Source organism: Actinomadura sp. WMMA1423 (assembly GCF_006547145.1).
Classification (GTDB): domain Bacteria; phylum Actinomycetota; class Actinomycetes; order Streptosporangiales; family Streptosporangiaceae; genus Spirillospora.
Genome location: NZ_CP041244.1, coordinates 5,465,736 through 5,490,358, shown reverse-complemented (window position 1 = coordinate 5,490,358; position 24,623 = coordinate 5,465,736). Strand labels below are relative to the sequence as shown.

The window sequence follows — 24,623 nt, the reverse complement described above, 5'->3', positions numbered from 1 at the left end:
CGGCCCGCGCCCGGCACACCAGCCGGGCGCGGGCCGCCGTCGTGTCCGAGGCAGGGGTCGGCCGGCCGGCGCATCGAGCGGGCCGGGTAAAGTATTCGCAGGTGCGCCGGGAAGTCTGGTCGGCAGGGGACGTCCCGTAGCGATTACGCGGGCCGTGGCCTTGTCCAGACCGCCCGCAACAATCCCCAGGGGTTTCCTTATGGCGCGCCCTCCCATGAAGCGCCGCGTTGCCGCAACGTGGCCGTTCCGCCCGACAGTCCGCTACAGCACCCAGGTCGCCAGTGCGCTGCGCACCGAGACGATCGGCGGCGTGGTGATGCTGCTCGCGGCGATCGCCGCGCTGGTGTGGGCCAACACTCCGTGGGACGACGCCTACAAGAGCCTCCAGACGTTCGAGATCAGCCCGCACTGGCTGCACATCGGTCACATGGACGTCCAGCACTGGGCGTCGAGCGGGCTGCTGGCGGTCTTCTTCTTCATCGCCGGGCTGGAGCTGCGCGAGGAGCTGACCCACGGCGAGCTGCGCAATCCGCGGGACGCGGCGCTGCCGATGATCGCCGCGGCGGCCGGGGTGGTGGTCCCCGCGCTGGTCTTCCTGGCGGTGAGCGCGGGCGAGCCGGGCGCGTTCAACGGGTGGGCCGTTCCGACGGCCACGGACATCGCGTTCGCCCTCGCGGTGCTCGCCGTGACGTTCACCTCGTGCCCCGCGCCGCTGCGCGCGTTCCTGCTGACCCTGGCGGTGGTGGACGACCTGATCGCCATCACCATCATCGCGCTCTTCTACACGCAGTCCCTGCACTGGACGCCGCTGGTCCTCAGCGTGGCGCTGATCGGTGTGTACGGGCTGCTCCAGCACCGGGGCGTCCGTTCGCCATTGGTGTACGTGCCTCTGGCCGTGGTGGCCTGGTACTGCCTCCAGCGGAGCGGGATCCACGCGACGGTCGCGGGCGTCGCGCTGGGGATGCTCACCAGTTCCAAGGAGACACCGGACGGGCGGCCCACGAACGCCGAGCGCGCCGACCACGCGCTGCGGCCGTTCTCCGCGGGGGTGGCGGTCCCGGTGTTCGCCTTCGTGTCGGCCGGCGTCGGGCTCGGCGCGGCGCAGCTCGGCGCGGTGTTCACCGACCGGGTGGCCCTCGGCGTGATCGCCGGACTCGTGGTCGGTAAGTTCATTGGCGTCTTCGGCGGGGCGTGGGCGGCCGTGCGGCTCGGCCTTGCGACGCTCGGGGAGGATCTGCACTGGCATGAGATCGCGGGGGTCGCGCTCCTGGCCGGGGTGGGTTTCACCGTTTCGCTGCTGATCGGCGGTTTGGCCTATACCGACCCGTCACAATTCGAGAGAGTGACGACTGCGGTCCTGATCGCGAGCGTTCTCGCCTCGGCGGCCGCGGCCGTCGTCTTCCGCCGAAGGGTGCGCGTGCGCGCGCGTCCGGACTAAGGAGCAAAATGTCCGAGGCACTACCGGGCGAGCGCGTCGAGGACAAGTCCCTCGGCGAGCTGGTCGCGCTGGCATCGAGCAGCGTCTCCGACCTGATCAGGGCCGAGATGGACCTGGCCAAGCTGGAGCTGAAGGCCGACGCCAAGAAGGCCGCGGTCGGCAGCGTCATGTTCACGATCGCCGGGCTGATCGGCGGGTTGATCGTCATCCTGCTGTCGATCGCGTTCGCCTACGGGTTGGTGGCCATGGGCTTCTGGCGCTGGGCAGCGTTCCTCATCGTGGCAGGCGTCTACCTGGTCCTCGCCCTGATCCTGATCGGCATCGGATACCTCCGCGTCCGCAAGATCGAGAAGGCTCAGCGGACCCGCAGGACGCTCAGGGAGGACTACAAGGCGCTGCGGCACCGGGGCGGCTCCGGTGATCCCGAGCTGACGGTCTGACCGGCGCCGTGTCCGGGCACGACGCGTCCCTGATCGAGGTCGACGGGCCGTGGACGCACCGGCAGGTCAGCGCCGGCGGGACGCGCTTCCACGTCGCCGAGGCCGGCGAGGGGCCGCTCGTCCTGCTGCTGCACGGGTTCCCCGAGTTCTGGTGGTCGTGGCACCACCAGCTCGTCTCGCTGCCGGCCGCCGGCTACCGGACCGCGGCCGTCGACCTGCGCGGCTACGGCGGCAGCGACAAGCCGCCGCGCGGGTACGACCTGGTCACGCTGGCCGGGGACGCCGCGGGGCTCGTCCGCGCGCTGGGCGAGGCGAACGCGACCGTCGTCGGGCACGACTGGGGCGGGCTGCTCGCCTGGACGATGGCCGTCTACCACCCGAAGATCGTCCAGCGGCTGGCGGTGGTGAGCGCGCCGCATCCGCTGCGGCTGCGGCAGGCCGTCGCCGGCGACCCGCGCGGGCAGGGCTGGGCAGCGCGCCACACGTTCGGCTTCCAGGTGCCGCTGTGGCCCGAACGGCGCCTGGTGCGCGACGACGCGGCGCTGGTCGGGAAGCTCCTGCACGACTGGTCGGGGCCGGGGTGGCCGGACGAACGCACTGAGCGGCTCGTGCGCCGGGCAGTGCAGATCCCCGGGGTCGCCCATAGCGCGCTGGAGTACCACCGTTGGCTCTTCCGCTCGCAGGCCCGCCCAGACGGCATTCGTTACGCGCACCGTATGCGCGCCTCCATCCACGCCCCCACGCTCCAACTGCACGGCGCGCTCGACACGTGCACCCTCCCGGCCAGCGCGCAGGGCTCCGGACGCTACGTGCAGGCCCCGTACCGCTGGGCGCTCCTAGAGGACGCGGGGCACTTCCCCCACCAGGAACGTCCAGAGGCGTTCGACGCGCAACTCCTCGACTGGCTGACCGACCCGGGGCCGGATCGCTGAGCCCGCGTACCGTAGAGGGATGCGCGATCGGGACGAGTCGGGACGCCCACGCAACGCACGCCCACGCGACGCCTACGGACGTCCACTGCCGCACGGCGCGACCGGCATACCCACGATGCCGGACGACATCGACATGCCCCCGGCGGAAGCCCTGGCCGAGGCGCAGCGCCTGCTGGACGCCGACCGCCCGTTCCACGCCCATGAGGTACTGGAAGCGGTGTGGAAGGCGGCCCCGGAGCCCGAACGGGAGCTGTGGCGAGGCCTCGCCCAGGTAGCCGTAGGGATAACCCACCTCCGCCGCGGCAACGCACGCGGCGCTGAAGCCCTCCTCAGCCGCGCCGCCGACCGGATAGTCCCGTACCAGGACGCCCCTCCGTACGGCATCGACGTCCGAGGGATCGTCGAGCGGGTACGGGATCTGGTCAAGCAACCCCAGGACGGCCCCATCGCCCTCCGCCTGACGACCACCCGGGCAGAGCGGCCGAGCTAGGAGAGCGGCCCGGTCAGTCGGAGCAGCTCTGCGTCGACACCGGCTTGGTGGCGGTGGCGCCGGTGCGCGCGTCGGGCGCGACCTCCGCCGCGGTGAGCGCGTACCCGGTGGACGGCGTGTCCAGCGCCGCGGCGAAGATGACGCCGTAGACGCGGCCGTCGGTGGACAGCAGCGGCCCGCCGGAGTTGCCCGGCTCGACCTTGCCGCGGATGGCGTAGATCTCGCGGCTGACCTGGCCGGAGTGGTAGATGTCGGGCCCGCGCGCCGTCTGCCGGGCGCGGATCCGGGCCGCACCGGGCGTGAACGGCTGGTTCTTCGGGAACCCGGCGATGATCGCGTCGTCCCGGACGCGGGCCTCCTTGGCGAACTCCAGCACCGGCGCCCGCAGTCCCGGCACGTACAGGACGGCGACGTCGCGCTTCGGGTCGTACAGCACGACCCGCCCCCGGTTGGTGTCGCCGTTGATCGTCGCCACCACCGAGGAGCCGCGCGCGCCGGCGACGACGTGCGCGTTGGTCATGATGTGCTGGGGCGCGAACACGAAGCCGGTGCCCTCGATGCGGCGCTGGCACTGCGGCGCCGTGCTGACCACCTTCACGATGCTGTTCTTGGAGGCCTTCAGGCCCTTGGTGTTCAGGACGGACTCGTCCGGCGGCGGCACCTGCACCACCGACTCGCCGCCGAGTCCGTTGAAGACCTGCGGGAACTCGCTGCTCTTCACGAACCCCTGGAACGAGGTGAACCACGTCTGCGCCTGCGGGGGCATCACGTCGTTGATGCCGTTGATGATCGAGGAGCCCTTGACCTGCGTCCGGACGGGCTTGAACTCGGAGTTGGCGACGAGGCTGCCGAAGAACCAGGCGACGATCAGCAGCGACAGCGCGCTGACGAAGGTGCCGCCGACCGCGTCGGCGGTGCGGGCGTTCATCCCGGTCACCCGGTTGCGCAGGACGGCGCCGACGGACGAGGCGACGAGCTGCCCGAGCGTGGCGGACAGGAACGCGACCACGATGGCGAGCAGCGCCTGCTGCGCGGCGCCGTCCACGGCGGCCTCGGCGATCGGCGGCGCGATCAGGACCCCGATGACCCCGCCGCCGACGAAGCCGACGAAGCTCAGCAGGCTCACGATGAAGCCCTGCCGGTAGCCCGAGACTCCGAACAGCACGACGAGCACGAGCAGGATCACATCGAGAACGTGGTCGTCCAGCACCGCTTCACCGTATAGGGCCGCGCCGCTGCTTCACGTCCCCTCGCTGGACCAGTTTGGGTCGAACCGGATAGCCGTCAGGGGTGATCCGGAGGCGTCACCCTGCCCGTACGCACCGCGAACGGGCGGCTGACCTGCGGCCGGGCCCGCGCCGGGGGGCCGGGGCGATTTCGTGGGAAACGACGAGGGCGTTCACTCTCGCGCGTCGAGGTTCACGACTTCCTGTGGGAGGTCCTCGACGCGCGAGGTGTCCCACGGCCTGTTCCAGCCGCCCGCGTCCAGCACCTGGGTCAGCAGCGCGGCCGTGAACCCCCACACGAGCATGTCGCGGACGTGGAACGCCGGGCCGACCCTGATGCCGGAGGGGTGCCTGACCATCACCCGGTTCTCCGGGTCGACCAGCTCGCTGATCGGGACCCGCGCGACCATCGCGACCTCCCCCGGGTGGCCGGGCGCGACCTCCGACGGCTCGCGCCACCAGCCGGCGACGGGCGTGACCCGGTGCTCGCTGTGCGCCAGGTACAGCTCCGGCAGGGTGCAGAGCACGTCCACGCCGGACGGCTCGACGCCGGTCTCCTCCCACGCCTCCCGCAGCGCCGCCGCGACCGGGCCGTCGTCCTCGGGGTCGATGCGGCCGCCGGGGAAGGCGGGCTGCCCCGCGTGCTTGTTGAGGGTGGCGGCGCGCTCGGTGAGCAGGACGTCCGGGCCGCCCGGCCCCTCGCCGAACAGGATCAGCACGGCGGCGGCGCGGGCGGCGCCGACGGGCCGGAACATGGGCGGGACGGCCAGCTTCGGCGCCTCGGAGCAGAAGCGGTCGAGCCAGGCGGGACGGCTGGGGGCGGGGTCGGTCACGACCGTCCCAACCCCGCGGCGCCCGCGTTCCTTCCCGGCGCGGCCCCGAGAACGGGCGCCCCCGCGAGAACGCGCACGATCACGAGAACGGGCCGGGCTTGACGAGCTTGCGCGCCGTCTCCTCGTCGACCGGCCCCTCGCCGTAGGACGGGCACAGCCGCGCCAGCGGGCACGCCCCGCAGGCGGGACGGCGCGCGTGGCAGATCCGGCGGCCGTGCCAGATCAGCCGGTGCGACAGCATGGTCCAGTCCTTGCGCGGGATGATGGCGCCGATCTCCTCTTCGACCTTCACGGGGTCGTCCTCGGTCGTCCAGCCGAAGCGGCGGGCCAGGCGGCCGAAGTGGGTGTCGACGGTGATCCCGGGGACGTCGAACGCGTTCCCGAGGACGACGTTGGCCGTCTTGCGCCCGACGCCGGGCAGCTTGACGAGGTCTTCGAGGCGCCCGGGGACCTCGCCCCCGAACTGGTCGCGCAGCGCGGCCGACAGCCCCATGACCGACTTGGTCTTGGCGCGGAAGAACCCGGTGGGCTTCAGGATCGCCTCGACGTCCTCGGGGTCGGCGGCGGCCAGGTCCTCCGGGGTGGGGTACTTGGCGAACAACGCCGGGGTGGTGAGGTTCACCCGCATGTCGGTGGTCTGCGCGGACAGCACGGTCGCGACCAGGAGCTGGAACGGGGTGCCGAAGTTCAGCTCGCAGTGCGCGTCCGGGTAGGTCTCGGCCAGGATCCGGTTCATCCGGCGCGCCCGGCGCACCAGCCCCAGCCGCGTCTCGTCCTTCCACTTGCGAGCCCGCGCCTTCGGGGAAGCCTCCGTCGCCATACGGGCCAGCCTAGAGGCTCCCGGCCTCGTTCCAGCCGAACGGGAAAGTCGCGCCGAACCCCGTAATCGGGGCGGGGGCGCTCCGTCTACCCGAGGGCACGACGTCCCCCGAAGGAGATCTCATGTCCGACCTCAGCCAGGTGGTCCGCCTTCCGCTGCGCCGGATCGAGCTCGACCTGCCGGTCGCGGGCGCCGCCCGGATCGCCGATGACCTTCGCGAGCTCGTCCCCGGCATCGCCGCGGAGGCGGTGGGCCGGATCGAGCGGCGGCTGCCGGAGTTCGTCCGGCCGAACGACCCCCGCTACGCCAAGGCGGTCCGGCTCGGCACGGAGCGCGCCATCGGGCACTTCCTGGAGCTGATGGCCGACCCCGCCGCCCCGTCGGCTGACGTAGCGGTGTTCTGGCGGCGGATCGGGGCCGGTGAGGCCGGCGAGGGGCGGACGCTGGACTCCTGGCAGGCCGCGACCCGGATCGGGACGGGGCTGGCCGTCGAGCGGCTCGCCGAGCGCGCCGAGCGGGCGGGCCACCGGATGGGCCCGGCGGTCATCGCGGCCATCGCCAACGCGGCGCTCGACTACGTGAACCAGGTGGCGGCGATCGTCGCCGAGGGCCACGCGGACGCCGCCGCCCGGTCCGCGGGCGTCCGCCAGGACCACCGTCGGCACATGCTCGACCTGCTGCTGAACGGCGCCTCCCGCGCGGAGCTGAAGGAGGCCGCCCGCGAGGCGGAGTGGCCGCTGCCCCGCACGCTCGCGGTCGTCGCCCTCCGCGAGCTCGGTCCGGACGCCCGGCATCCGGTGCTGCCCCCGGACGTCCTGGCGGGCCTGCATCTGGGCGACCCCTGCCTGGTCGTCCCCGACCCGGAGGGCCCCGGACGCGCGCGGATGCTGGAGCGGCAGCTGCGCGGCTGGACCGCCGCCATCGGCCCGGCGGTCGGGACCGGCGAGATCGGCACGTCCCTGCGGCTGGCGCGCGAGACGCTGGAGCTGGCGGGCCGGGGCCTGATCGGCGGCCGCGCGCCGATCCCTGCGGATCGGCACATGCCGCTCCTGGTGATGATGCGGGAGCGGGCGCTGGTGGAGAAGGTGATCGCCCGCCGGCTCGCGCCGCTGCTGCGGGCGCGCCCGGCACAGCGCTACCGGCTCGCCGAGACGCTGCTGGCCTGCCTTGAGCAGGGTTTCAACGCCACGGAGGTGGCCGGCCGCCTGCACCTGCATCCGCAGACCGTCCGGTACCGGTTGCGGCAGCTCGACGAGCTGTTCGGCGACGTGCTGCACGCGGCGCCGGACCGGCTGGAGCTCCACATGGCCCTGCGCGCGTGGCTGGCCCTCAACGCCGAGCAGGCAGCCGCGCGCGACGACCTCGGCTACGGGTGACCCGATGGGATCAGCCGGCGGCCTCGACGGCCCATCCCTGGGCCGCCATGCCCGCGTAGGAGGACGGCTTCAGTGTCACCGGTCTCAGGCCCGACCAGCTCGCCTGGAGGTAGTAGTCGTCTCCGTTGGCGAGGCGGTACACCGAGGGCGCGAACCGGACCAGCTTCCAGACCTGGTGGGAGCCGCCGCAGGAGACCATGACCACCGAGTACTCGCTGCCGCCCTCCCAGGGGACGCCCGCGGCGGCCGCACCGCGCGCCATGCATCCCCCGGTGGAGCTGCTCGTCAGGGTGAAGCCACCGGCGGTGTTCCTGCGCTTCCATCCAGTGGCCGGGTCGGAGCAGGGGCGCTGCACCACCGACGTGCCGCTGGGCGCCAGGCACGAGCGCAGGGTCGTGTTCCGCACGCGGAAGGGCCCGGACGCCGAGTCGGTGCCGCCTCCCCTCCGGCCCCGCTCGCCTCCGGCGGACCGCTCTCCGGTGGCGTAGTCGGGCTGTGCGGCGCGAGCCGGGGCCGAGCTCGCCGGAACGGGCGCCGCGGGAGGCGGGGCGGTCCGCGGGCCCTCGCCCGGGCCGCCTCCGACCGTCGTGAACAGGATGATCGCGCTGCCCGTGGCGACGCCGCCCGCCACCGCGGCCGGAAGCGTCCATCCGGGCAGGGACGCCGCCGGGGCCAGGGCCCCGAGCGGGCCGAGCGGCGCCGAGGGCGCGCCGAGCAGGACCACGCCGACCGGCAGGGCGCGCCTCAATCGCCCGTTGAGGTCGGCCATCTCCCTGGACGCCCGCCTGCACTCCTCGCAGGACTCCAGGTGCCGCCTGAGCGCGCGCCCGCGGCGGCGGCCCGGACGGCGCAGGCTCGCGGCGAGCTGGGCGGTGAACTCCGCGCATCCGGGCCGTCCCCCGGCACTGGCGGCGAGGAACGCCTGCCGGAGCCCTTCGCGCGCGCGGAAGGCGAGCTGGGAGACCGCGCCCTTCTCCATGCCGAGCAGGTCCGCGACCTGCCCGACGGGCTCGTCCTCGATGACCGTGTACCAGAGGACGGTCTGCCACCGTTCCGGCAGCGACCGGAAGGCGCGGACCAGGGCGTCCAGCTCGTCGAGGTCGGGCGGCTCGTCCTCGGGGGCCGACGCCCACTCGGCGACCTCGTCGGTCACGACGGTGCGGCGGGCGCCGCGCGCCCAGTCGGTGGCCGTGTTCCGGACGACCGTGTACAGGTAGGGCCGGCAGGCCTCCCTGGGCCCGCCGCCCTCGCGCATCGCCGCGAACGTGCGGGTGAACGCCTCGCTGGTCAGGTCCTCCGCGAGGTGCTGGTCGCGGACCAGCCCGCGCGCGTACCGCAGGACCGCCGTGTGGTGCCGCCGGAACAGCTCGTCCGACGCCTCGTCGTCACCCTCCCCGGCGGCCGCCAGGAGGTCGGCGTCCGGCCGCGTTCCCACGCCCGCTACCACCGCGCCATCCAATCTAAGGCCCGCATCTCACCACAACCTTCAGAGGTCGCTTGATCACCACATGTACAGACATCTACCTTTCGCCGGTATTACGGGGATTTGTTGCTAATCTTAAAAAGACGTGCCTGTTCCTCAGTGTTAGGGTCACCGCATGATCCTCGACTCCTCGCGGTGGACGGCGACCCTCGCCGGACGGCGCGTGCTGATCACCGGGGCCGCGCGGGGCATCGGCGCCGCGCTCGCCGCCCGCCTGCACGAGCGCGGCGCGCGCGTGGCGCTCGCAGGCCTGGAGCCCGAGCTGCTCTCCGCCGTCGCCGCCGAGTGCGGGGAGGCACCCTGGTGGACGTGCGACGTGACCGACCGCGGAAAGGTCGAGGAAGCCGTGAACGGCGCCGTCCGGGAACTGGGCGGCCTGGACGTGGTCGTCGCCAACGCGGGCGTGGCCGCGCAGATGCCGGTCGTAGGCGGAGACCCGTCCGTCATGGAGCAGAGCCTGCGGGTGAACGTGCTGGGCGTCTACAACACGCTTCGTACGGCCGGGCCCCACGTCAGCCATGAGCGCGGCTATGCACTGGCCGTGTCGTCCCTGGCCGCGGCCGTCAACGCGCCCCTGCTGGGCGCCTACAGCGCGTCCAAGGCCGCCGTGGAGGCGCTGGGCAACACATTGCGGGCCGAAATGCGTCCTTGGGGCGGCAAGGCCGGTGTCGCGTATTTCGCCGAACTCGACACCGACATGACCCGGCGCGGGTTCGGCACCGAGGCCGCGTCCGCCCTGATGGCGGCGGCGCCCCGGGGCAACATGGTCTCCGGCGTCGCGCCGCTGGAGGTGGGGATCGACGCGCTGGAGCGCGGGATCGCCCGCCGGTCCAAGCGGATCGTCGCGCCCTGGTGGGTCGCCGGCGTCCTGCCGGTGCGGATGGCCGTCCAGCCGGTCGCCGACCGCGCCGTGCAGCGCGGGCTCCGCGAGATCCTGGAGGTCGCGAGGAGGGAGCGGGTCGAGCTGACCACGCCGCAACCGGAGCCCGGCCCGTGACGGCGCCCCGGGCCGCTCCCGGCGGCCTCCGCGAGGTGGGGGTGGTCAACTGGCTCGCCTGCCGCGTCGCGGGCCGGGCCGCCGGGACCGGGCCGCCGAACCTGTTCCTGACCCTGGCGCGGCGCCGCGGGCTGTTCCGCGGCTGGCTGTGGTTCGCCGGACGGCTCATGCCCGGCGGCACGCTGCCGCGCCGGGACACCGAACTCGTGATCCTGCGCGTCGCCCACCTGCGCGACTGCCGCTACGAGTTCGACCACCACGTCCGGCTCGCGCGCCGCGCGGGCGTGCGCGAGCCGGACGTGGAACGCGTCAGGGCGGGCCCGGACGCCGACGGCTGGACGCCCCGCGAGCGGGCCGTCCTCGCCGCCGCCGACCGCCTCCACGCCGAGCGGGACCTGGACGACGAGACCTGGACGCGGCTGCGGGCCCACCTCACCGAGGGCGAGTGCGTGGAGCTGACCATGCTCGCGGCCCACTACGAGATGCTCGCGACCGTGATCACGGCGCTGCGCGTCCAGCCCGACCGGCCCCGCCGCCCCGCCGGGGGCCGCTGACCGGAACGTCCGACCGGAACGTCCAGGAGGCCCCCATGCGCATCCGAGCCCTCTCGGTCACACTGGCCCTGGCCGCGACCTCCGCCGGACTCGCCGCGCCCGCCCGCGCCTCCGGACGGACGGCCGGGTTCACCGACTCCGACGGCATCCACGTCGTGGGCGTGCGGCGCGTCGACGACCGCCAGTACGCGCTGCGCGTCAGCACGGCCGCGCTGGGCCGGGCCGTGGACGTCCGCGTCCTGCTGCCGACCGGCTACGACCGGCGCCCGGGCGCCCGCTACCCCGTCCTCTACCTGTTCCACGGGACGTCCGGGCGCGCCTCCGACTGGGTCGACCGCGGCGGCGCCGAGAAGACGACCGCCGGACGCCCGCTGATCACCGTCATGCCGGACGCGGGCTTCGACGGCGACGGCGGCGGCTGGTTCACCGACTGGGCCGATCCGCGCACGCGGCTCGGACCGTCCAGGTGGGAGACCTTCCACGTCGACCAGCTCATCCCCTGGATCGACCGCAACCTGCGCACCGTGCCCCGGCGGGAGGGCAGGGCCGTCGCGGGCCTGTCGCAGGGCGGGTTCGGCGCCATGAGCTACGCCGCCCGCCATCCCGCCCTGTTCGTGTCCGCCGCGTCCTTCTCGGGCGCGCCCGACATCGCCTACGACCCGGTCGTCTCCGTCGGCGCGACCGGCGTCGTGTCCTACATCGCGGCCGTCGAGGACGGCGTGAGCCCCGACGCGATCTTCGGTTCCCGGACCGCGAACGCGATCAACTGGCGCGGCCACGACCCGGCGACCCTGGCGCCCAACCTGCGCGGGATGCGGCTGGAGCTCCACACCGCGACCGGCGCCCCGGGGCCGCTCGACCCGCCCGTCCCCGACCCGGTCGCGATCGGCATCGAGGCCCTCACGCACGTCTCGACCGTCAGCTTCCACCGGCGCCTGGACGCGCTGGAGATCCCGAGCCGCTACGACGACCACGTGCTCGGCACCCACACCTTCCCGTACTGGGCCCGCGACCTGCGGGAGCACATCGGACCGCTGATGCGGACGTTCGCCGCGCCGCCGCGCCCGCCAGCGAAGACCTCCTACCGGTCGGTCGACCCGGCCTGGTCGCAGTGGGGCTGGACGATCTCGCTCAAGCGGCCCGAGGCCCAGAAGTTCAGCGTGCTCTCGGACGCCTCCTCGGCCGGGTTCGCCCTGCGCGCCTCCGGGACCGCCACCGTCACCACCCCCGCGTACTACCGGCCCGGCACGCGCGTCGTCATCGGCGTCACGCGCGGGAGAACCCACAAGGTCATCAAGACCGCCGCAGGGCCGTCCGGCCGGCTCACCTTCACGCTCCCGCACGCGCGCGGCACCGCGACCGCGCTGGTGGGGATCAGCCGTCAAGGACCCCCGAGCGCAGCAGGAGCCGCACGTGCTCGATGACCGGGGGCCCGACCGCACGCAGCGCCTCCATGTCGCCCGCCGCGACGGGCGGCGTCACCATCGAGCTCACCGCCGACACGATCATCTGGCACGCGAACCGGGCCGACTCGCCCGTCACGCCCATGAGGTCGGCGACGCCCGCCGCCAGCTCGCGCTGGACCTCCGTCCGCCGCCGGACGGCCTCCGGGCCGGCCGCGTACACCTCCACCAGGAACAGCCGCGCGTAACCGGGCTCCGAGGCGAGCGCCTCCAAGTAGGCCGTGAAGACGTACTCGAACCGCTCGGCGGGGTCGGCGGGGTCGGCGGACCCGGAGTCGGCGCCGCCCTGCGCCACCGCTTCCAGCAGCCGGAGGCGCAGCAGTACGCTCGCATGGTCGAACGCGGCCATGAAGCAGTCGAGCTTGGACGAGAACAGCGCGTAGAAGCTCTGCCGGGACACCCTCGCCCGCTTCAGGACGTCCTCGACCGACGTCCCGACGAACCCCTTCTCCGCCATCGCCGCCGCCATGGCCCCGCACAGCCGGTCGCGGTGCAGGCGCTCGACCTCCGAGCGCGAAAGCGCGTGGCGCCCCCTGGGCAGGCGGCGCGGGGTGGACCCGGGCTCGGACGGCTGCATCGACTCAGGTTAAGGCACGGCCGCTACCCTGCCCGAGCTGTCGCATAACAGGTGATGAGACCGGTGTGACGGCATTCACCCGGTGGTCCGTACACTGGGCGAACGGGACCGCGGCCGCCCCTCGGGGCGGATCACCCCTGGTCCCGCGTTTCGGCGCGCCGTGACCCTGCCTTCACGTACGCGGTGGGACGTACGTCACACTAGGAGTAGGTGTTCGAGGAGGAATAGCGTGACCGACCGCGATGTGGACGTTCTGAGCAGAGCCCCGCTCTTCGAGGCGCTCGACGAGCAGGGCGCCAAGGCGCTGCGCGCCAACGTGACCGAGGTCCGCCTCGCCCGCGGGCAGACGCTGTTCAACGAGGGGGAGACCGGCGACCGGCTCTACGTCGTCCTCGAAGGCAAGATCAAGCTGACCAGGACGGCGCCGGACGGCAGGGAGAACCTGCTGAGCGTGCTCGGCCCGAGCGAGATGTTCGGCGAGCTGTCGCTGTTCGACCCGCGCCCCCGCACCGCGAGCGCCATCGCGGTCACCGAGTGCCGCCTCGCCGGCCTCGGCCACGACGACCTGCGGCCCTGGCTCACCGGGCACCCCGAGGTCGCCGTGCAGCTGCTCCGCGCGCTCGCGCAGCGGCTCCGCAAGACCAACGACGTGATGGCCGACCTCGTCTTCACCGACGTGCCCGGGCGCGTCGCCAAGGCGCTGCTCGACCTCGCGGAGCGGTTCGGCCAGCCGTCCGAGGCGGGCCTGCACGTCCACCACGACCTCACCCAGGAGGAGCTGGCGCAGCTCGTCGGTGCGTCCCGGGAGACGGTCAACAAGGCCCTCGCCGACTTCGCCCAGCGCAACTGGCTGCGCATCGAGGCCCGCGCCGTCGTGATCCTCGACATCGAGCGCCTCCGCAAGCGCTCCAAGTAGGCGATCGGACGGAGCGGAACCGGTCAGACAGCCCCACGCTCGGCGAGGTAGTCGAGCTGGGACTGGACCGACCACTCGGCCGCGGGCCAGAGCGACCTGTCCACGTCCGCGTAGACGCGCTCGACGACCTCGCGCGCCGTGCGCGCCCCTTCCGCGACCGCGGCCTCGACCTGGGCGAGGCGCTCGCGACGGTGGTCGATGTAGTGGTCGAGGACGGCGATCGGGTCGTCCAGCTTGGGCCCGTGACCCGGGAGGATCGTCGCGGCCCCCATGTCGGCGGAGAACCGGCGGAGCCGGTCCAGCGAGCCGAGGTAGTCGCCGAGCCTCCCCTCCAGCACGGTCGTCCCGTATCCGAGGACGGTGTCTCCGGTGAGGACGGCGCCGTCGGCTGGAAGCCAGAACGTCAGCGAGTCGTCGCTGTGCCCGGGCGTCTCCAGGATCCGCAGCTCCAGGCCGCCCGTGGTGACGACGTCGCCCTCCGCGAGGCCCTCCTCCCCGAGCCGGTGCCGGGGGTCGAGCGCCCGCACCTTCACCCCGCCGCCCGCCAGCTTCGCCAGCTTCCCGGCGCCCGCCGAGTGGTCGGGATGCCCGTGCGTGAGCAGCACCAGGGCCACCCGCAGCCCCTGGGCCTCCACCGTGTCGAGGACGCGCCGGAGGTGCTCGCCGTCCTTCGGACCGGGGTCGACGACGACGGCCTCGTCCGCCCCCGGTTCGGCGATGATCCAGGTGTTGGTGCCGTCCAGGGTCATGGCGGACGGGTTCGGGGCGAGCACGCAGGTCGCCCGTTCGGTGCCCATCCCGTCGATCTCGGTCATGTCCCCCATCCTGCCCGAGGCCCGATCGGGGTGGCGGGCCGGGTTCCAGCCGAGCCGCTCCAGCCGCCGGAGCACGGAGGTGCCGGCCAGCCGCCACAGGACGGCCTGGCTCAGCGGCACCCGGCGGGGCACCTCGTCACCCCTGCGGGTAGTGCCGCGCGGCGTCCTCGGGCAGCACGAGGTAGGCGTCGCCGTCGATGATCTCCGCGACCGGCTCGTGCACGACGATCTCGCGCCGCGCCGCCAGCACGCCGGCCACCGTCTCGAACTCGGCGAGCTCCGCCAGCGTCGCGACCGTGGGCGGGAGCATCATCCACTCGCCGCGCCGGGCCCGCTCGGCCGCCTCCGCCGGGCGCACCCAGGCGACCTGGTCGGCCTCGGTGCTGACGTCCCTCGCACGCTGCCCCGCCGGCATCGCGGCGACGAAGAAGCGGGTGTCGTAGCGCTTCGGCTCGATCTTCGGGGTGATCCAGTGCGCCCACGGGCGCAGCAGGTCCGAGCGCAGCACGAGCCCGCGGCGGTCGAGGAACCCGCCGAACGACTGGGAGCGGTCGAGCAGCGCCTGCCGGTCGGCCTCCCAGTCGTCGCCGCGGGTGTCGTCCACGACCGTCTCGCCGGTCGGCCCGGCGAGCAGCACGAGCGTCTCCTCGAACGTCTCCCGGACCGCCGCGCAGACCAGCTCGCGCGCCAGCGTCTCGTCGGCGTTGAACGCCCGGCCCCACTCGGCGGGGGACGGCCCGGACCACGCCAGCGCCGCCTCCCCGTCGCGCGGGTCGACCGAGCCGCCGGGGAACACGTAGGCGCCGGGCGCGAACGCCATCGACCGGACCCGGCGCAGCATGAACGCCTGCAGCCCGTGCTCGTCGTGGTCGCGCAGCACGACCACCGTCGCCGCGTCCCTGGCGGGCGGCGGCTCGGTCCGGCCCGCAAGGATGTCCTCGACCTGGCCCCGGAACGACTCGGGCAGCTTGAGCCCGTTGGTGATCCCCATGGCGAGTCATTCGGACATACCGAATGGCGTTCCGTCAAGCCCGGAGTCTCACGACACCTCGGCGATCAGCTCCACCTCGACCGGGACGTCCCGCGGCAGGACCGCGACGCCCACGGCGCTGCGCGCGTGCTTGCCCGCGTCCCCGAACACCTCGGCCAGCAGGTCGCTCGCCCCGTTGATCACCTGCGGCTGGCCGGTGAAGTCCGGCGCGCTGGCGACGAACCCGACGACCTTCACGATCCGCACGACCCGCGACAGCTCGCCGACCTCGGCCTTCAGCGCCGCGATCGCGTTCAGCGCGCAGATCCGCGCCTGTCGGGCCGCCTCCTCGGCGCTGACCTCGGCGCCGACCTTCCCGGTGGCGCCCAGCTCGCCCTTGACCAGGGGGATCTGGCCGGCGGTGTAGACGAGCGATCCCGTCCGCGCCGTCGGCACGTAGGACGCCACCGGCGGGACGACCTCCGGCAGCTCGATCCCGAGCTCGCGGATCCGCTCTTCAGGCGTGCTCATCGCCATTCCTCCTCGTTGAGGCCCGTTACGACGGTGGTGTTGCGGCAGGGCCGCTACGACTGGACTTCGCGCTTGAAGTAGGCGACGAGGTTCTCCGGGTTCGGACCCGGCATGACCGTGACGAGCTCCCACCCGTCCTGGCCCCAGTTGTCGAGGATCTGCTTGGTCGCGTGCACCAGCAGCGGAACGGTCGCGTACTCCCACTTCTTCATGGCCCTCACCCTAGCGATCGCCGTACCCGAACCCCGCTCGAACCCGCTGTTCACGGGACGGCCCCGAGCGCGGCGGCCGGTCCCCTGAGACCGCGTCCGCCGACGCCGCCCGGCCGCGCGCTGACCGGCCGGCCGGTGGACGTTCAGCCAGTGGTGCGGCGTCGGTCGCTGCTGACCACGGGCCCGTTCATCAGGCTCCTCAACAAGCTGACCACGCAGGCCGCCACGTCCATCGAGCTGAGGGAGTACCCGGAACCGGCGCGGTCGGCCGCGTTACAGGGCTACACGCCGGCAGGGGTCCCGTCGTAGCGCTCGCGCGCCGCGTGGATCTCCTCGATGTGGCGGCCGGCCCACTCCTTGATGGAGTCCAGCAGGGGCACGATCCGTTCGCCCAGCAGCGTCAGCGTGTACTCGACCTGGACGGGCACGGACGGGGTCACGCTGCGCGCGACCAGGCCGTCCCTCTCCAGGGAGCGGAGCGTCTGGGTGAGCATCTTCGCGCTCACGCCCGGGAGGGCCCTGCTCACCTCGGCGTACCTGCGGGCTCCCTGCGCCAGGTCGGTCAGGACCAGCATGCTCCACTTGTTGCCGATGATCCCCATCAGCTGGTGGGTGGGGCACCCGTCCACGTAGGCGCCGAACGCCGCCTTCTCCTCCTCGCGGCGCTCCGCCGCCGTCATCGTCGCCATCCTGCGGGCTCACCTCCGGGTGCCGTACGCACTGCGAAGTAACTTCTTCCGGCCCGCGGCTGTTCCGGCGAGAGTGGCACCGGTGCGGGCTCTCCCGCCTCAACCCCACTTCCCTTCAAGGAGTTGCCGTCATGCGCGCGATCGTCGTGAGGACCCCCGGCGGGCCCGACGCATTGGAGTTGACCGACGTTCCGGAGCCCGTCCCGGGCCCCGGCCAAGTGCGGATCCGGGTGGCGGCCGCGGCGGTCAACCCGGTCGACGCCGTGACCCGCTCGGGGGCGCTGGCCGACGCGGGGCTGATGCCGCCGTTCGGCTCGCGGCCCTCGGTGGGCATCGGCTGGGACGTCGCCGGAACCGTGGACGCGGTCGGGGACGGCGTGGCCGGGTTCGCCGCCGGCGACGAGGTCATCGGCCTCAAGGACCGGCTCGACGTCCCGCTGGGCGCCTACGCGGAGGCGATCGTCCTGGACGCGGGCGCGGTCGCCCACGCCCCGCGGTCGGTCCCGGCGGTCGAGGCGGCGACGATCCCGCTGAACGCCCTGACCGCCTTCCAGGCCCTCGACCTCCTCGGTCTTCCGCCCGGCGGCACGCTGCTCGTCACGGGCGCCGCGGGGGCCGTCGGCGGGTACGCGGTGGAGCTGGCCGCCCACCGCGGCCTGCGCGTGGTCGCCGCCGCCTCCGCCGCGGACGAGTCCGAGGTGCGCGGATTCGGCGCGGAGATGTTCGTCCCGCGCGGAGAGTACCTGGGCGACTCCGTCCGCGCCCTCGTCCCCGGCGGCGTGGACGGCGCGCTGGACGCCGCGCTCCTCTCGGTCGCGGCCCTCGACGCCGTCCGCGGCGGTGGGACGTTCGCGGCGGTGAACGGCGGCCCGGCCACCCCGCTCCCGCTGCGCGGCATCACCGTCCACAACGTGTGGATACGCGCGGACGCCGCCCAGCTGGCCCAGGTCGCCGCGCTCACGGACGAGGGCCGCCTCACGCCCCGTGTCGCCGACGTGCTCCCGCTGTCCGAGGCCCCCAAGGCCCATGCGCGCCTGGAGGCGGGCGCCCTCCGCGGCCGCCTCGTCCTCACCCCTTAGGGCCGTCTGAGTGGTCGTCTTCCGAAGCCCGCAAGCCCCGGGCCCGGCCGCAGGCAGGCGGCTTGCGCTGCCGCCTCGTCCTCAACCCTTAGGGGCCTCGGGGTGCTCGGGCTGCTCGGCTCGGAGCATGACGCGGCGGAGGAGGTCCGACAGGGCGCGGCGCTCGGCGGGGTCGAGCGCGCCGAGCAGGCGGTGCTCCTCGACGCCCAGGCCGTCCATCGCCTCGCGCCAGGCGGAGCGCCCCGCGGGGGTGAGCTCGACGACGACCCGGCGGCGGTCGGTGTCCGAGGGGGACCGGCGGACGAAGCCGCGGCGCTCCAGCGCGTCGAGCCGCCCGGTGATCGAGTTGGGCGGCATGGCGAGGTCGGCGGCGAGCTGGGAGGGCGCCGCGGTGCCGTAGCGGCCGGCGAGCGCGTGCAGCGTGTCGAACTCGTGCCGCTGAAGGCCGCAGGCGGCGAGGAACTCCTCGCGGACCTGCCTGATGTGCTTGACGAAGAAGACCATCCGGGTGACGGCGCCCTCGATGTCGGGGTCGAGGTCGGACACGATCGGCGTCCACCGCGCCACATGGTCGTCCGTCCGGTCCCTGTCTCCCATGCGGGGATCGTAGTCCTCCCAGTGATTCCATGGAGAATAATTCGTTGCCGATTAGTTCGGTGACGAACTACATTGGCGCCCATGGACCACCCCCTGCGCGGCCGGGACTTCCGGCTGCTGTTCGCCGCCCGCGTCCTGTCCCTGACCGGGGACGCCGCCGTCCCCGCCGCCCTGGCGCTCGCCGTCCTGCGCGCGACGGGCTCCACGTCCGCGCTCGCCCTCGTGCTCGGCTGCGCGATGGTCCCCCGCCTGCTCCTGCTGCCCCTCGGCGGCGTGCTCGCGGACCGCCTCAACGCGCGCGGCGTCGCCCTCGCGACCGACCTCGCCGGCGCCGCGGCGCAGCTGTTCGCCGCGCTGGAACTCCTGAGCGGCGAGCCGCGGCTGTGGCACCTGGCCGCCGCCCAGGTGGTCGGCGGCGCGGCCTCGGCCTTCCAGGCGCCCACCATCTCGCCCCTGGTCGCCGGGACCGTCCAACCGTCCGGGCTGCAGAAGGCCAACGCGCTGATGGGCGTCGCCAACGGCGCCACGCGGCTCGCCGGCCCGGCCCTCGCCGGGACCTTCGTGCTGACCATCGGCCCCGGCTGGACGTTCCTGCTGGACTCGGCGTCGTTCGCCGCGAGCGCGGCGCTGCTCGCCCTGACCCGCGTCCGGCACGTCCCGATCCCGCGACGCTCGCTGCGGGCCGATCTGGCGGAAGGCTGGTCGGAGGTCCGTTCGCGCGACTGGTACTGGACGAGCCTCATCGCGCACGGGGTCTGGAACGGCACGTCCGCCGTCCTGCTCACCCTCGGCCCGGCCCTCGCCGTCGAGCGGCTCGGGGGCGAGGGGGTCTGGATCGCGACCGTCCAGGTGGGCGCCGTCGGGCTCCTCGCGGGGGCGCTGCTCGCCGCCCGCGTCCGTCCGCGCCGCCCCGTCCTCGTCGCGAACCTGGGCCTCGCCGCCCTGGCTCTGCCGCTCGCCCTGTTCGCGGCCGCCGCGCCCGCGCCCCTGCTCGTCGCGGCGTACGGGCTGGCGCTGACCGGGCTCGGCGTCCTCAACCCGACCTGGGAGACCGTCGTGCAGCTGACCATCCCGCCGCGGGCGCTGGCGCGCGTGACGTCCTACGACTGGCTGCTGTCGCTGGCCGCGGCGCCCCTCGGCTACGCGCTCGCCCCGTGGGCGGCCTCCACCTGGGGCGCCTCGGCCCCGCTGTGGACGGCGGCCGTCCTCGTCGGGGCGACCTGCCTGGGCACGGCCGCGGTGCCGGGCGTCCGGCGCCTGACCATGCCCCGGGCCATGCCGGACGCCGCGGCGGTGTCACCTCGGCCGTGACTCCGGCAGGTCAGCGGGGAGGCTGCGGGCCCTCCTCGCCGCGGCCTTCCGGGGTCTCGGACGCGCCGCGGCCTTCCGGGGTCTCGGACGCGCCGCGGCCTTCCCGGACCTCGGGCATCCCGGGGGTTTCCGGGGTCCCGGACGCGCCGCCGATGCCGCGCCGCTGCTCCTCCTGCGGCGCGGCCACGGCGGACTCGCCCCGCTTGGGCTCCTCCAGCCCGATGACCGGCGGGACGTCCTCGGCCGACTCCAGCGTCGACGGCTGCTCCGCCGCCCTGGCCAGCTCCTCCTCGGCCCTCGCGAGCCGCTCGCCGAGGTCGGGCTTGCCCTCGCCGCCGTCCTCGGAGCGGCCGGGGCCGCCCGCGGCGCGCTCGAAGAACCGCAGGATCTCGACCGGCAGAGGCATGACCAGCGTGCTGTTCTTCTCGGCGGAGACCTCCACGACCGTCTGCAGCAGCCGCAGCTGGAGGGCCGCCGGGTCCTGCGACATGATCTCCGCCGCGGCGGCGAGCCGCTTGGACGCCTGGAACTCGCCGTCCGCGGTGATGATGCGGGCGCGGCGCTCCCGCTCCGCCTCCGCCTGCCGGGCCATCGACCGCTTCATGCCCTCCGGCAGCGACACGTCCTTGATCTCGACACGCTCGATCAGGATGCCCCACGGCCCCTCGGTGATCTCGTCGATGATCGCCCGCAGCCGCATGTTGATCTTCTCGCGCTCGCCCAGCAGCTCCTGCATGTCGGCCTGCCCGATCACCGACCGCAGCGAGGTCTGCGCCACCTGCGAGACCGCGTACCCGTAGTTGTGCACGTTCACGATCGCCTTCACCGGATCGATCACCCGGAAGTAGACGACCGCGTCGACGCGGACGCTCACGTTGTCCTGGGTGATGCCGTCCTGGCCGGGCACCCCCATCGTGATCGTCTGCCGGCTGACCTTCTGCATGCGCTCGACGATCGGCACGATCACCGTCAGGCCCGGCGCGCGCACCGCGCCCGGGCGCAGCTGCCCGTTGCGCTGCACCTGCCCGAACCGGAACACGATCCCGTGCTCGTACTGCTGCACGATCCGGATCGACGACGACAGGACGATCAGGCCGACGACGACGAGGACGAGCAGGATGACCAGGGCCACCGCTTCCATCCCGGCACCTTCTTTCCCGTGGGAGCCGGGCCCCGGGAACCGCCCCCGGAGCTCCGGCGGGCATCTGGACCCGCGAGGGCCCAGACGGAACCGTCCATCGCACGGTTCACGTTTTCCAGCTAACCGCGCGGGCAGGCCGAATGACAACGTCCGGGGGGCGGAACCGTGTCAGGGATCACTTGCATGAGGCCGACCGCCCCCTCAAGTGTTTGACGAGTGAACGATATGGTCGATCGGGTGAGCGCGAGAGACACCGACTGGGACGGCGTACGCCTCCATGTGGTCACCGGCAAGGGCGGCACGGGCAAGACGACCGTCGCCGCCGCCCTCGCCCTTGCCCTGGCCGCCGGCGGCCGCAAGGTCCTGCTCGTCGAGGTCGAGGGGCGCCAGGGCATCGCCCAGCTGTTCGACTGCCCGCCCCTGCCCTACGAGGAGCGCCGCGTCGCCGTCGCCCCGGACGGCGGGGACGTCTACGCGCTCGCCATCGACACCGAAGAGGCGCTCATCGAGTACCTCGAGATGTTCTACAACCTCAAGCGCGCCGGGAAGGCGATGACCAAGCTCGGCATCGTCGACTTCGTCACCACCATCGCCCCCGGCCTGCGCGACGTCATCCTCACCGGCAAGACGTCCGAGTCGGTGCGCCGCAAGAAGAAGGACGGCTCGTTCGTCTACGACGCCGTCGTGATGGACGCCCCGCCCACCGGCCGCATCACGAAGTTCCTGAACGTCAACGACGAGGTCTCCGGCCTCGCCAAGGTCGGCCCCGTCCGCAACCACGCCGACACCGTGATGAAGGTCGTGCGCAGCCCCGAGACCGCGGTGCACTTCGTCACGCTCCTGGAGGAGATGCCCGTCCAGGAGACGATGGACGGCGTCCGCGACCTCACCGCCGTCGGCCTCCCCGTCGGCGGCGTGATCGTCAACATGGAGCACCAGCCCGTCCTCACCGAGGACGACCTCGCCGTGGCCGCCGCCGGAGCCCTGGACCCGGGCGAGATCGTCCGCGGCGTGAAGGCCGCCGGCCTGGAGAACGACGCCGAGGCGATCGCCGCCGTCCTCGCCGAGGAGGCCGCCGACCACGCCCGCCGCACCGCCCTCCAGCGCCGCGAGAAGGAGCGCCTGGAGTCGGTCGACCGGCCCCAGTACACGCTCCCCCTGCTCTCCGACGGCATGGACCTGGCCGGCCTCTACGAACTGGCCGCCGCCCTCCGCGGCCAGGGCGCCGCATGACCGCGCCCGCCCACCCGCACGTCCCCCGCCGCGGCGTCTCCTGGGTGAGCCTGACCGCCCGCCAGGGCGAGGACCGACCGGCAGAGGTGAACCGATGAGCCAGACCAGCAAGACCCCACCGGTGCTCGACGTCGACGGGCTGCTCGACGACCCCCGCACGAAGATCATCGTGTGCTGCGGGTCGGGCGGCGTCGGCAAGACCACCACGGCCGCGGCCCTCGGCGTCCGCGCCGCCGAGCGGGGACGCGACGTCGTCGTCCTCACCGTCGACCCGGCGCGCCGGCTCGCGCAGTCGATGGGCCTGTCGGAGCTGGACAACAACCCGCGCAGGATCGAGATCGACGGCGACGGCGAGCTGCACGCCATGATGCTCGACATGAAGCGGACCTTCGACGAGATCGTCGAGGCGCACGCCGACCCGGACCGGGCCAAGCAGATCCTCGCCAACCCCTTCTACCAGTCGCTGTCGTCCAGCCTGTCGGGGACGCAGGAGTACATGGCGATGGAGAAGCTCGGGCAGCTGCACCGCTCCGGCGCCTGGGACCTGATCATCGTCGACACCCCTCCGTCCCGCAACGCGCTGGACTTCCTGGACGCCCCCGAGCGGATGGGCCGCTTCCTCGACGGCCGCTTCATGAAGATCCTCGCCGCCCCGGCCAAGTCCGGCGGCCGCCTCGGCGTCAAGGTGATCAGCGCCGGGTTCGGCGTGTTCACCGGCGTCATCAACAAGGTCCTCGGCGTCCAGCTGCTGCGCGACGTGCAGACGTTCGTCGCCGCCTTCGACACCATGTTCGGCGGGTTCCGGGAGCGCGCCGAGAAGACGTTCAAGCTCCTGCAGACGCCCGGCACCGCGTTCCTCGTCGTCGCCGCGCCCGAGCCCGACGCCCTGCGCGAGGCGTCCTACTTCGTCGAGCGCCTCGCCGAGGAGCGGATGCCGCTCGCCGGCCTCGTGGTCAACCGCGTCCACGAGTCCGCCGCCGACACCCTGTCGGCCGCCCGCAGCCAGGCCGCCGCCGAGACGCTGGAGGAGCGCGGCGAGCACACGCTGACCGCGGCCCTGCTGCGCCTGCACACCGACCGCATGCAGCTCGCCGCCCGAGAGGAGCGCCTGCGCGACCACTTCGCCTCCACGCACCCGAACGTGCCGGTCACGGCCGTCCCGGCGCAGGCCGAGGACGTCCACGACCTCGAGGGCCTGCGCCAGGTGGGCGAGGACCTGGCCGCCCCGACCGCGGCCCCCAGCGCGGCCTGACGCCCGGGAGAGATCGGTCGTCCGCGTGGACCGTCCACCGGGAGGCCTGACGCCCGGCGGGCCTGGCCGGGCGGGCGGCCCGGGCCGGGTCATCCTCATGACCATGACTGCGGGGTCGGCCATGCGCCGTGCGCAGAACGGGTACCCGGCCGCCGCTTGATCACCTCGCGGGCGAGAGCCCGCCCCGCCGCCACGAGACGTGCGAACAGCCGCTCGTGACGGAAGGAGGTGAAACATGAGCTGGCAGGACTTCCTCGCACGGCACCCGGTGGGTGACGTCATCGAGGGCGTGGTGACCGAGCAGGTCCCGTTCGGATCGTTCGTCGAGTCCGAGGGCTTCACCGGCCTCGCCCCCGAGCACTCCTGGCCGGTCGGCAGCCCGCGTCTCGGTCCGGATCCTCGCGATCGATCCGGAGCGTCAGCGGTTCAGCCTGGCCCCGGCCTAGCCCGCGCGGCGTGCTGATCCGGGAGAAGCGCACTCTCCCGGATCAGCACTACGGGAACTGTACGCATGCGGCCCGCCGCCTGTCGCAGAGCCCCGCGCACTCTGATCAGCGGAAACGGGCGAACGCGTGCAGGCAGACCCGTACCGGAAAAGGTGGTACGGGTCTGCCCGTCACGCTTTATTTGGACCGTGCCGGTCCTTGGACCACTACTGCCGGACGAGCCGTGCGGCCCGGCCGGACTCAGCTTGCGACGAGCTCTTCCTCGTCGACCTCCGCCGACCGCTCGTACTCTTCCTTCGCGGTCTCCAGCAGGTCGCGCCACGAGCGCACATCCGGCCGCCGCCGAAGCAGAGCACGCCGCTCCCGCTCCGTCATACCGCCCCACACGCCGAACTCGATCCGGTTGTCCAGCGCGTCGGCGAGGCACTCCGTGCGCACCGGGCAGCCGCGGCAGATGAGCTTCGCTCGGTTCTGCGCCGCACCCTGCACGAACAGAGCGTCCGGATCCGCGTTACGGCAGGCGGCGCGGGCGGTCCAATCCGTGATCCACATCTTGGCCCCACTCCCCTAGGGTCTGTGTCGATTTGCGCTCCTTGGCCGGACGGGCGCGGACGTCAGGCCGCCAAACGAAAGCCGTGGGGAAGAACTTACGGAAGCGAGGGACGTTTCAACAGCCCCCGTTGGGCCCATTCTCGATATAGCCCACCGGGGCCATACCGCCGGAACGGACTAGTTACCTGTAGTTGACGCGCCAGACACGGCAGGGGTTGTCGCGATGCGGGCATAACGGACGAAGATCCTG

At 73.3% G+C, this 24,623-nt stretch carries 28 protein-coding genes; 15 read left to right on the top strand and 13 right to left on the bottom strand.

Going from position 1 to position 24,623, the window contains the following annotated elements; all coding sequences use genetic code 11:
• Positions 1-214: 214 nt before the first annotated feature.
• The 4 genes from nhaA to FKD65_RS25495 are packed head-to-tail and all read left to right on the top strand — an operon-like array spanning position 215 to position 3,300.
• Entirely contained in the window at positions 215-1,438 is a 1,224-nt protein-coding gene (gene nhaA / locus FKD65_RS25510) for a Na+/H+ antiporter NhaA (protein WP_141579878.1), read from the top strand.
• Between the two features lie 8 nt (positions 1,439-1,446).
• Positions 1,447-1,878 carry a phage holin family protein gene (locus tag FKD65_RS25505; protein WP_141579877.1) on the top strand — a complete coding sequence of 144 codons (432 nt, stop codon included), beginning with the start codon at positions 1,447-1,449 and terminating at the stop codon, positions 1,876-1,878.
• Between the two features lie 8 nt (positions 1,879-1,886).
• Complete coding sequence (locus FKD65_RS25500) at positions 1,887-2,810, top strand: alpha/beta fold hydrolase (RefSeq protein WP_141579876.1); 924 nt, start codon at positions 1,887-1,889, stop codon at positions 2,808-2,810.
• A 19-nt stretch (positions 2,811-2,829) separates the two neighbouring features.
• Positions 2,830-3,300, top strand: coding sequence for a DUF309 domain-containing protein (locus FKD65_RS25495; RefSeq protein WP_141579875.1), 471 nt, complete (start codon positions 2,830-2,832; stop codon positions 3,298-3,300).
• A 13-nt stretch (positions 3,301-3,313) separates the two neighbouring features.
• On the opposite strand, the gene FKD65_RS25490 is transcribed toward FKD65_RS25495, so the two are convergent.
• From FKD65_RS25490 to nth, 3 genes are all read right to left on the bottom strand, one after another.
• Positions 3,314-4,510: a MarP family serine protease gene (locus FKD65_RS25490; RefSeq protein WP_205718254.1), complete on the bottom strand. Its 1,197-nt coding sequence runs from the start codon at positions 4,508-4,510 to the stop codon at positions 3,314-3,316.
• Positions 4,511-4,699: 189 nt separating this feature from the next.
• Positions 4,700-5,281 carry a CoA pyrophosphatase gene (locus tag FKD65_RS25485; protein ID WP_141587061.1) on the bottom strand — a complete coding sequence of 194 codons (582 nt, stop codon included), beginning with the start codon at positions 5,279-5,281 and terminating at the stop codon, positions 4,700-4,702.
• Between the two features lie 157 nt (positions 5,282-5,438).
• Positions 5,439-6,179: an endonuclease III gene (nth, locus tag FKD65_RS25480; RefSeq protein WP_141579874.1), complete on the bottom strand. Its 741-nt coding sequence runs from the start codon at positions 6,177-6,179 to the stop codon at positions 5,439-5,441.
• A gap of 122 nt (positions 6,180-6,301) precedes the next feature.
• On the opposite strand from nth, the gene FKD65_RS25475 reads away from it, so the two are divergent.
• Complete coding sequence (locus FKD65_RS25475) at positions 6,302-7,555, top strand: CdaR family transcriptional regulator (RefSeq protein WP_141579873.1); 1,254 nt, start codon at positions 6,302-6,304, stop codon at positions 7,553-7,555.
• A gap of 10 nt (positions 7,556-7,565) precedes the next feature.
• On the opposite strand, the gene FKD65_RS25470 is transcribed toward FKD65_RS25475, so the two are convergent.
• Positions 7,566-8,990, bottom strand: coding sequence for a sigma-70 family RNA polymerase sigma factor (locus FKD65_RS25470; protein WP_168221189.1), 1,425 nt, complete (start codon positions 8,988-8,990; stop codon positions 7,566-7,568).
• A 163-nt stretch (positions 8,991-9,153) separates the two neighbouring features.
• Between FKD65_RS25470 and FKD65_RS25465 the strand changes: the two genes are divergently transcribed.
• Genes FKD65_RS25465 through FKD65_RS25455 form a run of 3 tightly spaced genes read left to right on the top strand, consistent with a single transcriptional unit; the run spans position 9,154 to position 12,013 of the window.
• Positions 9,154-10,035, top strand: a complete 882-nt coding sequence (locus FKD65_RS25465) for an SDR family NAD(P)-dependent oxidoreductase (protein WP_141579871.1) — start codon at positions 9,154-9,156, stop codon at positions 10,033-10,035.
• The gene (locus FKD65_RS25460; RefSeq protein WP_141579870.1) at positions 10,032-10,589 is read left to right on the top strand and encodes a carboxymuconolactone decarboxylase family protein; all 558 of its coding nucleotides are present in this window, start codon (positions 10,032-10,034) and stop codon (positions 10,587-10,589) included. Before FKD65_RS25465 ends, FKD65_RS25460 begins: the two co-directional genes overlap by 4 nt.
• A gap of 35 nt (positions 10,590-10,624) precedes the next feature.
• On the top strand, positions 10,625-12,013 hold the full coding sequence (locus tag FKD65_RS25455; RefSeq protein ID WP_141579869.1) for an alpha/beta hydrolase family protein: 1,389 nt from the start codon (positions 10,625-10,627) through the stop codon (positions 12,011-12,013).
• On the opposite strand, the gene FKD65_RS25450 is transcribed toward FKD65_RS25455, so the two are convergent.
• Positions 11,964-12,629 carry a TetR/AcrR family transcriptional regulator gene (locus FKD65_RS25450; RefSeq protein WP_240809592.1) on the bottom strand — a complete coding sequence of 222 codons (666 nt, stop codon included), beginning with the start codon at positions 12,627-12,629 and terminating at the stop codon, positions 11,964-11,966. The genes FKD65_RS25455 and FKD65_RS25450 overlap by 50 nt on opposite strands.
• Positions 12,630-12,858: 229 nt before the next feature.
• Here FKD65_RS25450 and FKD65_RS25445 point away from each other — a divergent pair, with 229 nt between their 5' ends.
• On the top strand, positions 12,859-13,545 hold the full coding sequence (locus FKD65_RS25445; protein ID WP_067483689.1) for a Crp/Fnr family transcriptional regulator: 687 nt from the start codon (positions 12,859-12,861) through the stop codon (positions 13,543-13,545).
• Positions 13,546-13,568: 23 nt separating this feature from the next.
• On the opposite strand, the gene FKD65_RS25440 is transcribed toward FKD65_RS25445, so the two are convergent.
• The 4 genes from FKD65_RS25440 to FKD65_RS25425 are packed head-to-tail and all read right to left on the bottom strand — an operon-like array spanning position 13,569 to position 16,073.
• Positions 13,569-14,492, bottom strand: coding sequence for an MBL fold metallo-hydrolase (locus FKD65_RS25440; RefSeq protein WP_240809591.1), 924 nt, complete (start codon positions 14,490-14,492; stop codon positions 13,569-13,571).
• Positions 14,493-14,496: 4 nt separating this feature from the next.
• On the bottom strand, positions 14,497-15,351 hold the full coding sequence (locus FKD65_RS25435; RefSeq protein ID WP_141579868.1) for an NUDIX hydrolase: 855 nt from the start codon (positions 15,349-15,351) through the stop codon (positions 14,497-14,499).
• Between the two features lie 48 nt (positions 15,352-15,399).
• Positions 15,400-15,861 (bottom strand): RidA family protein, encoded by a 462-nt coding sequence (locus FKD65_RS25430; RefSeq protein ID WP_141579867.1) that lies wholly within the window; start codon positions 15,859-15,861, stop codon positions 15,400-15,402.
• 53 nt (positions 15,862-15,914) lie between these two features.
• A complete protein-coding gene (locus tag FKD65_RS25425; RefSeq protein ID WP_141579866.1) occupies positions 15,915-16,073 on the bottom strand; it encodes a DUF4177 domain-containing protein in 159 nt (52 codons plus the stop codon).
• A 150-nt stretch (positions 16,074-16,223) separates the two neighbouring features.
• On the opposite strand from FKD65_RS25425, the gene FKD65_RS44415 reads away from it, so the two are divergent.
• Positions 16,224-16,382, top strand: a complete 159-nt coding sequence (locus tag FKD65_RS44415; protein WP_205718253.1) for a hypothetical protein — start codon at positions 16,224-16,226, stop codon at positions 16,380-16,382.
• On the opposite strand, the gene FKD65_RS25420 is transcribed toward FKD65_RS44415, so the two are convergent.
• Positions 16,355-16,762 (bottom strand): helix-turn-helix domain-containing protein, encoded by a 408-nt coding sequence (locus FKD65_RS25420; protein WP_141579865.1) that lies wholly within the window; start codon positions 16,760-16,762, stop codon positions 16,355-16,357. The two genes, FKD65_RS44415 and FKD65_RS25420, sit on opposite strands and share 28 nt — an antisense overlap.
• Before the next feature lie 131 nt (positions 16,763-16,893).
• On the opposite strand from FKD65_RS25420, the gene FKD65_RS25415 reads away from it, so the two are divergent.
• On the top strand, positions 16,894-17,841 hold the full coding sequence (locus tag FKD65_RS25415; protein ID WP_141579864.1) for an NADP-dependent oxidoreductase: 948 nt from the start codon (positions 16,894-16,896) through the stop codon (positions 17,839-17,841).
• A gap of 81 nt (positions 17,842-17,922) precedes the next feature.
• Here FKD65_RS25415 and FKD65_RS25410 read toward each other — a convergent pair whose 3' ends face one another.
• Positions 17,923-18,438: a MarR family winged helix-turn-helix transcriptional regulator gene (locus FKD65_RS25410; protein ID WP_141579863.1), complete on the bottom strand. Its 516-nt coding sequence runs from the start codon at positions 18,436-18,438 to the stop codon at positions 17,923-17,925.
• Between the two features lie 81 nt (positions 18,439-18,519).
• Between FKD65_RS25410 and FKD65_RS25405 the strand changes: the two genes are divergently transcribed.
• The gene (locus FKD65_RS25405; protein WP_141579862.1) at positions 18,520-19,749 is read left to right on the top strand and encodes an MFS transporter; all 1,230 of its coding nucleotides are present in this window, start codon (positions 18,520-18,522) and stop codon (positions 19,747-19,749) included.
• A gap of 10 nt (positions 19,750-19,759) precedes the next feature.
• On the opposite strand, the gene FKD65_RS25400 is transcribed toward FKD65_RS25405, so the two are convergent.
• Complete coding sequence (locus FKD65_RS25400; RefSeq protein WP_141579861.1) at positions 19,760-20,890, bottom strand: SPFH domain-containing protein; 1,131 nt, start codon at positions 20,888-20,890, stop codon at positions 19,760-19,762.
• Positions 20,891-21,127: 237 nt separating this feature from the next.
• Here FKD65_RS25400 and FKD65_RS25395 point away from each other — a divergent pair, with 237 nt between their 5' ends.
• From FKD65_RS25395 to FKD65_RS25385, 3 genes are all read left to right on the top strand, one after another.
• On the top strand, positions 21,128-22,123 hold the full coding sequence (locus tag FKD65_RS25395) for an ArsA-related P-loop ATPase (RefSeq protein WP_141579860.1): 996 nt from the start codon (positions 21,128-21,130) through the stop codon (positions 22,121-22,123).
• 94 nt (positions 22,124-22,217) lie between these two features.
• Positions 22,218-23,375: an ArsA family ATPase gene (locus FKD65_RS25390; RefSeq protein WP_141579859.1), complete on the top strand. Its 1,158-nt coding sequence runs from the start codon at positions 22,218-22,220 to the stop codon at positions 23,373-23,375.
• A gap of 235 nt (positions 23,376-23,610) precedes the next feature.
• Positions 23,611-23,838, top strand: a complete 228-nt coding sequence (locus FKD65_RS25385; RefSeq protein WP_205718252.1) for a S1 RNA-binding domain-containing protein — start codon at positions 23,611-23,613, stop codon at positions 23,836-23,838.
• Positions 23,839-24,061: 223 nt separating this feature from the next.
• Here the strand turns inward: FKD65_RS25385 and FKD65_RS25380 are convergent, their stop codons facing one another.
• Positions 24,062-24,373, bottom strand: a complete 312-nt coding sequence (locus tag FKD65_RS25380; protein ID WP_141579858.1) for a WhiB family transcriptional regulator — start codon at positions 24,371-24,373, stop codon at positions 24,062-24,064.
• Positions 24,374-24,623: the final 250 nt, after the last annotated feature.